General features: G+C 40.3%; 13 protein-coding genes. All 13 read right to left on the reverse strand.

The genetic code is table 11. The features are described from left to right. Positions 1-67: 67 nt before the first annotated feature. A complete protein-coding gene (gene cotE, locus IEV52_RS11135) occupies positions 68-640 on the reverse strand; it encodes an outer spore coat protein CotE (protein WP_188402621.1) in 573 nt (190 codons plus the stop codon). A gap of 213 nt (positions 641-853) precedes the next feature. Continuing rightward, a complete protein-coding gene (locus IEV52_RS11140) occupies positions 854-1,288 on the reverse strand; it encodes a YlbF/YmcA family competence regulator (protein ID WP_188402622.1) in 435 nt (144 codons plus the stop codon). Then, the gene (gene miaB / locus IEV52_RS11145) at positions 1,288-2,808 is read right to left on the reverse strand and encodes a tRNA (N6-isopentenyl adenosine(37)-C2)-methylthiotransferase MiaB (RefSeq protein WP_229754265.1); all 1,521 of its coding nucleotides are present in this window, start codon (positions 2,806-2,808) and stop codon (positions 1,288-1,290) included. The genes IEV52_RS11140 and miaB overlap by 1 nt, the downstream gene beginning before the upstream one ends. A gap of 196 nt (positions 2,809-3,004) precedes the next feature. Beyond that, positions 3,005-4,180, reverse strand: coding sequence for a glycine C-acetyltransferase (locus tag IEV52_RS11150; RefSeq protein WP_188403886.1), 1,176 nt, complete (start codon positions 4,178-4,180; stop codon positions 3,005-3,007). A 23-nt stretch (positions 4,181-4,203) separates the two neighbouring features. Further along, positions 4,204-5,244: an L-threonine 3-dehydrogenase gene (tdh, locus tag IEV52_RS11155; RefSeq protein ID WP_229754266.1), complete on the reverse strand. Its 1,041-nt coding sequence runs from the start codon at positions 5,242-5,244 to the stop codon at positions 4,204-4,206. Between the two features lie 179 nt (positions 5,245-5,423). Next, entirely contained in the window at positions 5,424-6,290 is an 867-nt protein-coding gene (locus tag IEV52_RS11160) for a 2-oxoacid:ferredoxin oxidoreductase subunit beta (protein WP_188402623.1), read from the reverse strand. Position 6,291: 1 nt separating this feature from the next. Beyond that, complete coding sequence (locus IEV52_RS11165; RefSeq protein WP_188402624.1) at positions 6,292-8,034, reverse strand: 2-oxoacid:acceptor oxidoreductase subunit alpha; 1,743 nt, start codon at positions 8,032-8,034, stop codon at positions 6,292-6,294. A 359-nt stretch (positions 8,035-8,393) separates the two neighbouring features. Continuing rightward, a complete protein-coding gene (gene spoVS / locus IEV52_RS11170) occupies positions 8,394-8,654 on the reverse strand; it encodes a stage V sporulation protein SpoVS (RefSeq protein WP_010193268.1) in 261 nt (86 codons plus the stop codon). A gap of 412 nt (positions 8,655-9,066) precedes the next feature. Continuing rightward, positions 9,067-10,632: a ribonuclease Y gene (gene rny, locus IEV52_RS11175; protein ID WP_188402625.1), complete on the reverse strand. Its 1,566-nt coding sequence runs from the start codon at positions 10,630-10,632 to the stop codon at positions 9,067-9,069. A 289-nt stretch (positions 10,633-10,921) separates the two neighbouring features. Next, complete coding sequence (gene recA / locus IEV52_RS11180; RefSeq protein ID WP_188402626.1) at positions 10,922-11,968, reverse strand: recombinase RecA; 1,047 nt, start codon at positions 11,966-11,968, stop codon at positions 10,922-10,924. Between the two features lie 126 nt (positions 11,969-12,094). Beyond that, the gene (locus IEV52_RS11185; RefSeq protein ID WP_188402627.1) at positions 12,095-13,336 is read right to left on the reverse strand and encodes a competence/damage-inducible protein A; all 1,242 of its coding nucleotides are present in this window, start codon (positions 13,334-13,336) and stop codon (positions 12,095-12,097) included. Positions 13,337-13,483: 147 nt separating this feature from the next. After that, positions 13,484-14,062, reverse strand: a complete 579-nt coding sequence (pgsA, locus tag IEV52_RS11190) for a CDP-diacylglycerol--glycerol-3-phosphate 3-phosphatidyltransferase (RefSeq protein WP_188402628.1) — start codon at positions 14,060-14,062, stop codon at positions 13,484-13,486. 43 nt (positions 14,063-14,105) lie between these two features. Continuing rightward, entirely contained in the window at positions 14,106-14,960 is an 855-nt protein-coding gene (locus IEV52_RS11195) for a helix-turn-helix domain-containing protein (protein WP_188402629.1), read from the reverse strand. Between the last annotated feature and the right edge of the window lies 1 nt (position 14,961).

Here is a 14,961-nt window from a genome sequence, read left to right on the forward strand (position 1 = left end):
ATATCATAGTTCATCCCTTCTTATGTTTTCTCTGCATGAAAAAAACGGGAAGCTTTCTCCCCGTTTGTTATTCTTCTAAATCACCTATTAAAAAATTGGGATCGAGGTCTTCAAAATTTTCATCTTCCACATCAAACTCCCAATCTCTCGTATGATCATCATCAAAGCCATCCGGGTTCACATACACACATACTTTTGTTTCACCAATGATCTCACAAACGAATTCTCTTTCTACTTGAACAATTACCTTATTGCCATTCGGTGAGATCGTTGCCTCTAGTGTGTTTGGTTCTTGCAGCGCTCGGCAAGTGACTTCGTACTGATTTCCTAATGCATTCTTATCTCTTACACTTAGATCGACTTTATCTACAAAATGGATCGTTTCTGTGACTACCTCTGTTCGTGTATTATCATTGTAGGAGTACCAAACGTTAATGTCGTAACTTCCTTCAACTTCCACAGCTTCTCCATTTCTCTTCGGTTTATAAGCATGATTAATGATCCAGCATCCTAAAATGCTGCTCGGCCGATGGCTCGGTGCAATTGTATGTGTGGCCTGAGAAAATTTTCTGCCTTTCCCGCAAACCGCTTTTGTGATGATCTCTCTGTAAGTCAGTTCTTGTTCAACGCGTCGTGACATACATGAATCCCTCCTCTACCAATCTACATACATAGTATGCTGGGCTGATGCCTATTGTGCTTCCTTTAGTTAAAAATACAATTAGTCTATGTATATGGGCGTTTGTTGTCCAATGTTCTAAAAATATTCTTTATGTACGGTACGTGAAATTATACTATTTTGTGGAATAAAAAACACGGTGCCTGTGTTAGACACCGTGAACTAAACTATTTATCAATGACAGCCGCATCCACCAGGAGAACAGCCCTCTTGTGAACCTGTCGTACCCTTTAAAAGATCTCCACCAGTAGATTCAATGATTTCATCTGTTACTTTGTTGGAAATCGTATGAGAAACCATCTGCAAGATATCATTCACATCACTTTGAGATTGTTTGAACTCTTGAACAACAGGAATGCTGTCTAGTTCGGCCATTAGGGCATCAATCTTCTCTTCAACTTCTCTAGAAGCTTCATGTTTTTGATAATGTTGAAGGTTTACAGCTTGTTTTTGAAGGTTCTTGATCTGACCCATAAGTCTTGCAACGCTCGCGTTCGTGTTGATCTGTGCTTCAGCTTTTTTAAAGAACTCCACTTCTTCTGTTGTAGCGATCATTTTAGCGAGTTCTTTTGCTTTTCCTAAGATATCTTCTTTTGTATATGTGCTCATTAGCTTACCACCTCTGATTTTTCTTCGACCCATTCTCCGCCAAGGTTCCATGTCTTTGCATCTGTTACACGAACCTTGACGATTTCTCCAATTAAATGTTTTGGAGCTTTAAAGTTTACTACTTTATTGGAACCAGTATGACCTGTTAGCACATTAGGATTCTTTTTACTTTCTCCCTCAACTAACACCTCGACCACTTTCCCGACGTAAGCTTTATTCTTCTCAAGAGATATATCATTCAACACTGCATTAAGCCGCTGAAGACGCTCTCTTTTCACTTCCATCGGTACATTATCTACCATCTTTGCTGCAGGTGTACCTTCACGCGGTGAATAGATAAATGTATAAGCTGCATCATATTCTACCTCTTTTACAAGAGACAGTGTTTCCTCGAACTGTTCTTCAGTTTCATTCGGAAATCCTACAATGATATCTGTCGTTAAAGCTGCGTTTGGTACAGCCGCTTTAATCTTGCCTACGAGCTCTAAATAATGTTCACGTGTATATTTACGAGCCATCAGTTTTAAGATATCGCTGTTTCCGTGCTGAACCGGAAGATGGATATGATCCACTATGTTACCGCCTTTTGCAAGTACTTCGATCAATCTGTCATCAAAATCCCGCGGATGGCTGGTTGTAAAGCGCAGTCTTGGAATGTCGATTTTACGGATCTCGTCCATAAGATCACCAAGACCATAGTCTAGATCCTCAAAATCTTTACCATATGCGTTTACATTCTGTCCTAACAGTGTAACTTCTTTATAGCCTTCTCTTGCCAGCTGCCGGACTTCTTCGATAATATCTTGTGGATGACGGCTTCTTTCTTTTCCTCGCGTATAAGGAACGATACAGTACGTGCAGAACTTGTCACACCCATACATGATGTTGACCCAGCCCTTGACATTGCCTTTACGTTTTCTTGGTAGATTTTCGACGATATCTCCCTCTTTGGACCATACTTCAACAACCATTTCTTTTGAGAATAAGGCGTTCTCAATTATTTGTGGAAGACGGTGGATGTTATGAGTACCAAAGATCATATCTACTTGAGGATACGTTGATAAAATTCGGTTTACTACTGATTCTTCTTGTGACATACAACCGCATACACCTAAAAGTAGGTTCGGGTTATTCGCTTTTGTATGCTTAAGATGTCCGAGTTCACCAAACACTTTATTTTCAGCATTCTCTCTGATCGCACATGTATTAAGAAGGATAATATCAGCATCTTCTGTAGAATCTGTTGTCTCATAACCCATTTCGTTCAAGATTCCCGCCATAACTTCTGTATCATGCTCGTTCATTTGACATCCATACGTACGAATGTAAAACTTCTTCCCAACGCCAATATCCTTTAGATTTTCTGGTATTGAAAAATCTTTTAGAATCTGCACTTGCTCTTTACCACGCTTTTTAGCGTCTTTTAAAGATGGTGGAGCATATGTTGTTTGGAAATATTGTGAGTAGTCTCTTTTTTTATCGTTCGCTAATTCTTTATGATTGTCTTTCGTAGTATCCAAGACACCTTCACTCCTTATTGCCTCTTACTGCTTAATCCGTTCATTTCTTTAATCATTGTATATCATCTAACTGTAACATTATATCAAATATTGGATTATAGTAAAACGTGAAATCCCTTTAGTTAACATAATATTATTATCGTAACTTAAGGGTTTGTCCGAAAAAAAGAGAAGGATTTCTCCTTCTCTTCTCTGATTAGATGATTTCTAGTTCTTTTCCTGCTTTTTCAAACGCATCTAAGGCCGCTTGAAGTTCTTCTTTTGTGTGCTGAGCTGTTACTATAGTACGTACACGTGCTTTTCCTTTTGCAACAGTTGGGAATGCGATCCCTTGAGCGAATACACCGTATTTTAACAATGTGTCAGAAAGCTTGTGAGCTAATGCATCATCACCAACAATAACAGGTGTTATTGGGGTTTCGCTTACGCCAGTGTTAAAACCTAGCTTTTTCAAACCTGCTTTAAAAAACTTCGTGTTATCCCACAATCTTTCCATATGTTCAGGCTCTTCTTCTAATACGTCGATCGCAGCTGAACTAGCTGCAATAACTGCTGGCGGATGTGATGTACTGAAAAGAAACGGACGTCCTTTATGGATTAAATAGTCTCTAAGCGTTTGGGTACTTGCAATATAACCGCCAAGGACACCGATTGCTTTACTTAATGTTCCGACTTGAATATGAACACGTCCGTTCAGGTTAAAGTGATCGATCGTACCACGGCCGTTAGTTCCTAAGACTCCGCTCGCATGTGCATCATCTACCATAACAAGAGCATCATACTTTTCAGCAAGTTCGACAATTCCCGGAAGTGGTGCAATATTTCCGTCCATTGAGAAAACCCCATCAGTTACTACGATTCTTTTTCTGTATTCTTGTGTTTCTTTTAAAGCTGCTTCTAGGTCTTCTAAGTCAACATGCTTATAGATTCTTCTTTTCGCTTTTGTAAGTCGTATACCGTCAATAATGGAAGCATGATTCAACTCATCAGAGATAACAACGTCTTGATCTGTAAGAATTGCCGATAGAATTCCTTGGTTCGTAGAAAAACCTGATTGAAAAACAAGACATGCTTCTGTGTGTTTAAACTTAGCAAGTTTTTGTTCAAACTCTTCGTGCATAGTAAGAGTTCCTGCAATCGTACGAACAGAACCCGTTCCGACGCCATACTTCTCAACAGCCTCAAGAGCTGCTTCTTTCATCTTCGGATGACTTGTAAGTCCTAAGTAGTTGTTAGAAGAAAGCTGGATCACTTCTTTTCCGTTAATGACTACTTTAGACCCTTGTTCTGATTCTAGTGGTACAAGCTTTCTAAACGTACCTTCATTTTTCATTTGGTCTAATTCTTCTTGTAAGTATTCAAAACCTTTCATCACGCATCAAGCTCCTTTCGATTTTAAGGAATAAGAACTACTTTTCCGCAATTGCCTTTAATCATTAAGTCAAAACCTTCTTCAAACTGTTCTAGCGGCAGCGTGTGAGTAATGATGGTTTCTGGGTGCATGCTGCCAGACTGTAACAGTCCTGAAACCTGCTGCCATGTTTCATACATCTTTCTTCCCGTAATGCCTTGAACGGTTACCCCTTTAAAAACTACATCGTTTGTAAGATCGATCTCTACTGGTTTAACTGGAAGACTTAAGATTGACACTCGTCCGCCGTTTGTGATCATCTTAAACCCTTGATTGATCGCAACAGGATGACCGCTCATCTCACAAACTACATCCACGCCATTGCCATCGGTAAGGTTCATTACCTTTTCAACTGGGTCTTCATTTTTAGGGTTGACCACATCTGTTGCCCCGACTTTTTTAGCAAGATCCAAACGATATTCATTTAAATCAATAGCGATTACTTGGCTGGCCCCAGCAGCCTTCGCTACGTTTACTGCCATAACTCCGATCGGTCCACACCCAATAACCGCAACAGATTTCCCAGCAACATCTCCGGCTAAAACGGTATGAACAGCATTACCCATAGGTTCTTGAATAGAACCATGTTCAAACGGCATCTTAGGATCATTCTTCCAAATGTTTTCTGCTGGCATTGCAACGTATTCGGCAAAACAACCATGTGTATCCACACCGATAATCTTTGTGTTCTTACAAATATGGAACTGTCCTTTCAAGCACTGTGGACAGGAATGACAAACAATATGAGTTTCCGCAGATACATGGTCACCTACTGATACATTAGTAACAGCATCTCCTATTTTTTCAATCACACCTGAGAACTCATGGCCAAATACATATGGTGGTTTAACACGGCTTTGTGACCACTCATCCCATGTATAAATATGGACATCCGTTCCACAGATTGAAGTTGCCTTCACCTTGATTAAAACTTCATTCTCTTTTATTTCAGGAATATCTACAGTTTCCAATCGAGCTCCGTAACCCGCATGATGCTTAACGATTGCTTTCATTTTTCCTTCCACACGAAACACTCCTCACTAAACACTTAAATATCATATCCACAATAATTGTACATGGATTAAATAGTGAGGTAAAGGGCACTGTCCGCCTCATGCGGACATTCGCAGTTTCTGAAAAAAATAGGTGAAATTCTTTTAAAAAGTAAAAAACTCTTCTCCCAAAATTAGGAGAAGAGCCCAAATTACATAAATTCTGCCATTAACTGATTGAACTTTTCTTCTGAGATGTTCATGTCAACTTTAGCAAGCGCTTCTTTGCTGTATCCGTGAGCAAGATCTTGATAGGAAGGTTTAACCTTATCCTGATAGATAATCCCTTTAACAAGACCTTTATTCTCCATAAGTGTCTGCATCGCCATCATACGATTTGAAGAATCATAATTTTCAATCGTACTCAAACTAATCAGATGCTCTTTAAACCAGTCATATGTGTTCACTTTGTTATATGTAACACATGGCGAGAAAACATTTATCAACGAGAAGCCTTTATGGTTAATACCTGCTTCAATAATAGATGTTAACTCTTTTAGGTCAGTCGAGAAGCTTTGTGCAACAAACGTAGCACCTGCTGTTAATGCAAGCTCCATGATGCCGATTGCAGATTCTACAGATCCTTCCGGTGTACTCTTCGTTTTGAATCCAACATCAGAACGAGGAGATGTTTGTCCTTTTGTTAATCCATAGATCTGATTATCCATAACGATGTAAGTGATATCAATATTTCTTCTGATCGCATGAACTGTGTGCCCCATACCTATCGCGAACCCATCTCCGTCCCCGCCTGAAGCGATAACAGTAAGGTCACGGTTAGCCATCTTAACACCTTGGGCGATCGGAAGCGAACGGCCATGGATACCATGGAATCCATAAGATTTAATATAACCCGAGATGCGTCCAGAACAGCCAATCCCTGATACGACAGCTAGATCATCTGGTTCTAGTCCAACATTTGCAGCTGCTCTTTGAATAGCCGCTTGTACGGAAAAATCGCCACAACCCGGGCACCAGTTTGGTTTGATGCTGTTACGAAAATCTTTAAATGTAGCCATATTAAACCAGCTCCTTGCATTTCATGACAACTTCTGATGGCAAGAAAGGATTCCCATCATATTTTAGTAAGTTTTTAATCTTTTCATGCTGTCCAACATTCATCTTAAGAATACTTGCAAGTTGGCCAGTCGCGTTGTTTTCAACTACGATTACGTTCTTTGCACTTTCGATCAACGGTCTGATCTCGTCTGAAGGGAAAGGATGAATCAAGCGGATATGTGCATGGTTGACTTTAAGCCCTTCTGCTTCAAGACGAGGTATCGCTTCCTCGATCACACCTCTTGTTGAGTTGAATCCGACTAAAAGAATATCGGCTTCATTATGTGGAGCCTGTTTAACAACAGGAACGTTAAATTTAAGGTTTTGAAGCTTACGAAGACGCTTATCCATCTGCTTCTGACGGTTAGCCGCAACTTCAGAAGGTTTCCCCGTCTCATCATGCTCAACTCCTGTTACATGGTGAATCCCATTCTTCATTCCAGGAATTACACGAGGAGAAATTCCGTCTTCTGTCACTTCATAGCGTTTAAAATAACCATCTTTATCATCGGTTTCAGGAAGTACTTGATTTGGATCAAGCTTACCGCGTCTGATCTCCACACGGCTGAAATCCAACGGTTCTACCGATTGTTTGCCAAGAGAAAGCTGGAGATCTGTTAATAAGATAACTGGACATTGATATTCTTCTGCAATGTTCAATGCTTCAACTGCATCATAAAAAGCTTCTTCTACGGTACTTGGTGCCATTACAACCTTTGGGATCTCCCCATGTGTGCCATAGATCATGGCCATCAGGTCAGACTGCTCTTGTTTCGTAGGAAGGCCTGTCGATGGACCTCCGCGCTGAGTATCAACAACTACCAGTGGAACTTCTGTCATACCAGATAGACCAAGAGCTTCCATCATAAGTGAAAGGCCTGGCCCTGCTGAAGAAGTAATCGTTCGGACGCCTGCATAGTTTGCTCCGATAGCCATCGTACATGCTGCAATCTCATCTTCAGTTTGAATGACTGTACCGCCAAATTCAGGTAGTTTCTTGATCAAGTATTCCATGATCTCTGATGCTGGAGTGATGGGATATGCTGCCATGAAGCGAACGCCGCCTGCGACAAATCCTAACGCGATTGCATCGTTTCCGATCATGAACATTCTCTTTTTTCCATCTGCTTTATTTAATTGGAAACCATCAATTTGACCACCAGATAATTCGTTAAAATGATCTGCGCCTTTTTGGATCGCTTCCATGTTCTTCTCTACTACTTTTGCGCCTTTACGGGAAAAAATTTCTTCGACAACTTCAAGATAGCTTTCAACCGGCAAACCTAAAACAGCACTTGTAGCACCGATAGCAACCATGTTCTTCATAAGTGAAGTTCCAAGTTCGCTCGCGATCTCAGTAAATGGAACCGCATACAATCTTACATTGAGGTCCTCTGGTACTGTTGGATTAAATTTAGAATCCCCGATAACAACTCCGCCATCACGAAGTTCGTGTACATTTACATCAATGGTTTCTTGATCGAACGCTATTAGAATATCAAGATCATCAGAAATCGAACGGGTTTCACTCGTGCTTACACGAATTTTATTGTTGGTATGACCGCCTTTAATTCTGGAAGAAAAGTGTCGATAACTATACAGATAATAGCCTAGGCGGTTTAATGCCATTGCAAATATTTCACCTGTACTATCAATTCCTTCACCTTGCTGTCCGCCAACTTTCCAAGAAAGTTGATCAATCATGTACTCCACCCTTTCAGTAACCCAAACGTTAATTTTTAAATCAATACGTTGATTTAGTATGGTTTCATGCTGTTTTTTTGACGTTTCGCTACGTTAAATAAATTATGTACTAAACGTCTACAATTCTAGACTTAACTTCATAAAAATGCAAGTATTCGGCCGGGATAATTCAAACAATTGAAAAAACAGGTAAAAATTGAAAGATGGCTATTAGGCTGCAACATGAAACTAATAACCAATTCGAGAAGAGACGCTCATTTTCCTTCAAGCAGCTGCACCAAATAAAGGGAATGTTCATGTCTATTGTTACACAACAAAAAACCTGATTACTTTTTATAAAAGTAATCAGGTTTCATCTGCTATCGTGGTTCAACTATTAATTTAATGGCCGTTCTTTCTTCCCCATCAATCAAGATATCTGTAAACGCTGGTATACAAATGAGGTCGACTCCGCTCGGTGCTACAAAACCTCGTGCAATCGCTACTGCTTTTACAGCTTGGTTTAATGCACCTGCTCCGATTGCCTGGATCTCAGCGCCTCCACGTTCCCGGAGAACACCAGCAAGTGCACCAGCTACAGAGTTAGGGTTGGATTTTGCTGAAACTTTTAATATTTCCATTGTTTTGAACCTCCTTCAGGATAGATACCTGTTCTACTATATTCATTGATTAAGGCTTGTATTCCTGCCGAAACAAATTTACACTTTTTCTTTATCTTACATCCTTGTTCCCTGCAGTCTGCCTTTTGAATTAGAACCCCGGTATTCTTGTACCCTTAACAGTTGGGATTCAAACCATATCCTGGAGAGGATAATTTATTATTGGTAACTATGAATCACTTTGACAGTAATAAATCAGGGGATATTCAACTTTATCGGTGATAAAATGAAATGATCGGCAAACGTTTAATGGTATTGATGAAAATTTCATTTTCTCAGCAAAATCAAATTTATCACCATTTATCTATATACGGAAGAGATTCGGAGTTTATCACCAATCAATATAAAAAAGCGGTGGAAGGAATCCACCGCTTTATTTCGCGTATTCGACTGCTCTCGTTTCACGAATAACCGTAACTTTAATGTGACCTGGGTAATCCAATTCACTTTCGATCTTCTTCGTGATGTCACGCGCGAGCCTGTATGATGCTACATCATCTATCATGTCTGGTTTAACCATGATACGAATTTCGCGTCCTGCTTGAATAGCAAAAGATTTTTCAACTCCATCAAATGATTCTGAAATCTCTTCTAGCTTTTCAAGTCTGCGAATATACGTTTCTAGCGTTTCTCGACGTGCACCTGGTCTTGCGGCAGATAGAGCATCTGCTGCTGCAACAAGTGTAGCGATGATTGAAGTCGGTTCTGTATCACCGTGGTGAGACGCAATACTGTTAATGACTACTGGATGTTCCTTGTACTTAGTAGCAAGCTCAACACCAATGTCAACGTGACTGCCTTCTACTTCATGATCGATCGCTTTACCTATGTCATGAAGCAAACCAGCTCGTCTTGCAAGATGAACGTCTTCTCCTACTTCAGCTGCCATTAATCCAGCCAAGTAAGCCACTTCTGTTGAATGTTTCAATACGTTTTGACCGTAGCTTGTACGATACTTTAAACGTCCAAGAATCTTAATTAAATCTGGATGAAGTCCATGAACACCTACTTCAAAAGTGGTCTGTTCTCCTACTTCGCGAATGTACTCGTCCACTTCTCTGCGAGATTTTTCTACCATTTCTTCAATTCGCGCAGGGTGAATTCTTCCATCCTGTACAAGCTTATCCAAAGCCATACGCGCAATTTCTCGGCGAATCGGATCAAAACCGGACAAGATTACGGCTTCCGGAGTATCATCGATAATTAAATCAATTCCAGTCAACGTTTCTAGAGTCCTAATGTTCCGTCCTTCACGTCCAATAATTCTTCCTTTCATCTCATCGTTAGGAAGGTTTACAACAGAAACGGTCGTTTCTGCTACGTGATCGGCTGCGCAGCGTTGGATAGCGAGTGAAAGAATTTCTTTTGCTTTCTTGTCCGCTTCTTCTTTTGCGCGGTTTTCCATTTCTTTTACCATCATTCCCAACTCATGCGTCATCTCATTTTCAGTTTCAGTCATGATAATTTGGCGGGCTTCATCTCTGGTAATACTGGAAATGCGCTCAAGCTCTCGTTGCTGTTCCTCCAGCAATTCCTCCACTTTGCTTTCAATCTCTTCGATTTGTCGCTGTTTTTTGGTGAGAGATTCCTCACGTCTTTCTAAAGATTCCTCTTTCTTGTCAAGAGTTTCACTTTTTCTGTCTAGGATCTCTTCTTTTTGAACCAATCGATGTTCTTGTTTTTGAAGCTCGTTTCGACGTTCGCGAATTTCGCGTTCAGCTTCGGTACGTAGCTTATGGATTTCATCTTTTGCTTCTAACAGCGCTTCTTTCTTGCTGGCGTCAGCATCGCGCTTTGCATCTTCAACAATTTGCGCAGCTGCACGCTCTGCGCTTGAAATCTTCGCTTCAGCAATTGATTTCCTAACAAGATATCCGACAATTGCACCGACACCTAGGGAGACAAGCAAACTGGAGATGAATACTAAAAGACTCGGCATATTTCCACCTCCTCTTGCTTTCTGCTTTTCATACTGCATTTCTGGGCGTCATTCGTGTTACATGTGCTGTGCACCATTCATGTCGTACAAATTCTATACATATCTTTTAATTTCATAAGAAATCAAAATATATCTCCATTTTATAGGTGTGCCCAAGGCTTGTCAAGAGAGTCAATCTTCTATAATAATAGGTTGACTTCAAAATAGCAAGGAGCATTATTTGTCTAAACATTTACGTTTTCATAAAAAAATAAAAAAGACTGGTCGGATCGACCAGTCTAACTGATTACTATTCTGTCAGCTCAAATTCTTCTTCTAAAGCAGGAGCTTCTGCTTCTGCTTTTCCTTTACCTTCTAGCTGATAGTAGTTTCGAATCTCGGCTACGATCGCTGAAGAAATCTCAGGGTTCTCTTTAAGGAATTGTTTAGAGTTTTCACGGCCTTGGCCTAAACGCTCACCCTCATAAGAGTACCAAGCACCGCTCTTTTGAACGATATCGATTTCTGAACCGATATCAAGAATCTCACCTTGATAAGAGATTCCTTCTCCGTACATGATATCAACTTCTGCTTGTTTGAAAGGAGGTGCTACCTTGTTTTTAACTACTTTAATCTTAGTTTTGTTTCCGACAACATCTTGACCCTGCTTTAATTGTTCAGCTCGACGTACTTCAAGACGAACAGATGAATAGAACTTTAACGCTCTTCCCCCTGGAGTTGTTTCAGGGTTACCGAACATAACACCAACTTTTTCACGAATTTGGTTAATAAATACCGCAATCGTTTTGGATTTATTGATCGCACCTGAAAGCTTACGCAACGCCTGAGACATCAAACGAGCTTGAAGACCAACGTGCGAATCTCCCATTTCTCCCTCAATCTCTGCTTTTGGTACGAGTGCAGCAACTGAGTCGATGATCAGGATATCGATCGCTCCTGAACGAACCAGTGCTTCTGCAATTTCTAACGCCTGCTCTCCCGTATCAGGCTGTGACAATAATAGCTCATCGATATTTACACCAAGCTTCTGCGCGTATTCCGGGTCAAGCGCATGCTCCGCATCGATAAATGCAGCTTGTCCGCCGTTTCTCTGAACTTCTGCAATCGCATGAAGAGCAACTGTCGTTTTACCTGAAGATTCAGGACCGTATACTTCAATAATTCTTCCACGCGGATAGCCGCCGATTCCAAGTGCAATATCAAGTGCTATCGAACCGCTGGAAACCGTGGAGATTCGTTGTTCTGTCTGCTCACCTAATTTCATGATGGAACCTTTACCGAACTGCTTTTCAATTTGGCGCAATGCCATATCTAGAGCTGCTTTTCTATCGCTCATTCAATTCACTCCTCTAAAATGTTTAGCATGTATTTTTAATTCATTATTTCTGTTGTTGACTACTTCTCTATCATATCTCTTTTTTATCATTTTGCCAATCATTTTACGAACATTTATTCGATTTTTTTATTGTCCTTCTTTGACCAATTGATTAAGGAAGCGAAATCCATGCTTAACCGTTTTTTCCCGAATACCTTTTCTGCTTCCTGCAAGTTTTAAAGGATATGAACGTGTTCCATTTTTATCTGATATTCCAATAAAAACGGTACCAACTGGCTTGCCTTCCTGTTCTTCAGGTCCTGCAACACCTGTAAAGCTTATGCCATAGTCAGCGCCTGTCTGGTTCTTGATCTCCGCTGCCATCCATTCCGCGCACTCTGGGCTCACAACTCCGTGATTATCTGTGATTGTTTTTGGCAGATGCAATAGTGCTTGTTTAAGGGCGGTTGAATAGACAACAACACCGCCGTTATATACAGCTGAGGCACCTGGAATGTCAGTTACGATCTTACCGAACAGACCACCTGTTAAGCTTTCAGCGGAAGCAATCGTAACATTTCTTTCTTGCAAGAGATCAATCGTTTGTTTTTCCAGTGTTTCTTCATCATATCCATAGAAATAAGTTGAAACACGATTCATGATCTTATGCTCTGTCTCATCCAACAGTTTTTTCGCCGTACGTTCATCAGAATGAGCTGCTGTCAGACGGATTGTTACTTCATGTTCCGAAGCAAGAGGTGCGATTGTCGGGTTCGTTTGGTTTTCAATTAGATCTTGAAGCTTTGTTTCTAAAATCGATTCACCGATTCCAAAAAACTTTAATACCCGTGAATACAATTTGATCTGTACGTCCATTTTAGAATATAGATAAGGTATAACGGACTTATTGAACATCGGTTTCATCTCGCTAGGTGGGCCAGGCAGGAGAATACAAGTAACATTTTCATGTGTAAAGGCCATTCCTGGAGCCATGCCGTTTTCATTTGGCAGGACAGTAGAGTCTTTAATGATTAAAGCCTGTTTTCTATTATTCGGCGTCATCTCCCTATTTGTTTGAACAAAATAGTTTGTTATGTATGCTAATGAAGCCTCATCATGAACCAGTTCTTTTTGAAAGATGTCTGCAATCGTTTCTTTTGTTAAATCATCTTTTGTTGGTCCGAGTCCACCAGTAAAAATAAGCAGATTAGAACGGGACTTTGCTGTTTGGATCACAGATGAAAGACGGGTCTGATTATCGCCCACTACCGAGTGGTAATAAACATTTACGCCAATATCAGCAAGTCCTTTGGAAATATATTGAGCATTCGTATTTGCAATCTGACCTAACAGAAGTTCACTGCCTACTGCAATTATTTCTGCGTTCATATCATTCACTCTCCCTAATTGTATCGTGTGGTCTTAAAGCATCCAAACAGGAAAATCCACAAAAACAAACCAATCACTTTAACTTTTCGGACCTTTCAATATATATCGAATAAAAAAACAGGAGTATTTTGCTCCTGTTTTTAGCCATTACTTAGATTTTAATAAAATATGTTTGCTGTTTACAAAATACTCCCATCCGGAATATAGGGTAATAAGGGTTGCTGCCCATAAACTGATCGTTGCAAATGGCAATCCAATCCAGGCAAACGGGAGGTTATGAAGCAACAGAGCGGAAATAGCAATGATTTGAATCCACATTTTTAATTTTCCCATCTGGCCAGCTGCGATCACTTCCCCTTCAGCGGAAGCGACAGCTCGGATACCAGTTACGGCAAATTCACGGCTTAATATAACAATAACCATCCAGGCGGGTGCAGCACCAAGTTCAACCAATCCTACTAGTGCAGCGGAAACAAGAAGCTTGTCTGCCAAAGGGTCTAAAAATTTCCCCAGATTTGTTACTAGGTTATATTTACGTGCATAATAACCATCAACCCAGTCCGTACTAGATGCGATGATAAAAATAAGCGCTGCTACAAAATGAGTGACTGGCAGTTCTTCACCCGCTATCGTCCAGGTCCCCCAATCAAATCCGCCTAGAAGAATAATCATAAAAAGCGGAATTAAAAATATTCTTGAAATGGTAATCTTGTTAGGTAAATTCACTACAAATTCCTCCAAAGTACGGTCAAAATCAATAAATGATGGCCTATTGAGCTTTTCTGATCACAATCTTTTGATGAACTAGTTCAGAAGGCGGCACAGGGTAAGTAAAAGCTTCCCCGTTTATTTTAACCGATGTTACATGTGATGCGCCAATATTTAAGGTAACTTCTTTTGCTACAGATAGATCAAAAGTTTCGGTCTGGCCTTTTTTTATCTGGCTGTCAAAGTAGCTTTTTTTTGTTTCATCCTGAATACCAACATAGCTGTCGCCCGTTGCAGTCAGTTCAACAACGAGTTTATCGGTATTTGTGAGATCATAGGTCGTCACTTTACCGTTCGTTTCTACTTTTGTTAAGGTTTGTTTTTGAACTTCCTCTTTTTCGGCAGGTTCTTCCTTTTGCTCTTCTTCTTGTTTAGGTTCTTCTTTTTTCTTTGGCTTATCTTTGTCTTCTACAACTTCAATTCCTTTAACATCACTTTGATCACTTTTCGCCTCATCATTCCCGTCCGGCAGAAGCTTCCACACGATAAAGAGAATGACAATGATCAATACACCGATCAGGAATACAGGAACTAACCGTTTCAATAAGGTGTTCTCTTCAGCAACTCCTGTTCTTTCTCTTTTAGATCGAGGTTCAAACTCAGTTACAGGTTCTTTTGCTGATTTAGGTATTTCGTGTGCGTAATCATCAAAGATCGTCTCATAATGGAGACCCACTGCTTCACAGTAGTTCTTAATAAAGGCCCTTGCATAGAAAGCACCTGGAAGTACATCGTAGTTCCCTTCTTCAATCGCCACTAAATATCGTTTTTGAATCTTAGTGGCTGTTTGGAGTTCTTCTAGTGACATTCCTTTTTCTTCTCGTTTTTCTCTTAAAAACTTACCGAGTTCTGTCAAC

Origin of the sequence: Fictibacillus barbaricus, assembly GCF_014635025.1 — a bacterium.
In the GTDB taxonomy this organism is placed as follows: domain Bacteria; phylum Bacillota; class Bacilli; order Bacillales; family Fictibacillaceae; genus Fictibacillus; species Fictibacillus barbaricus.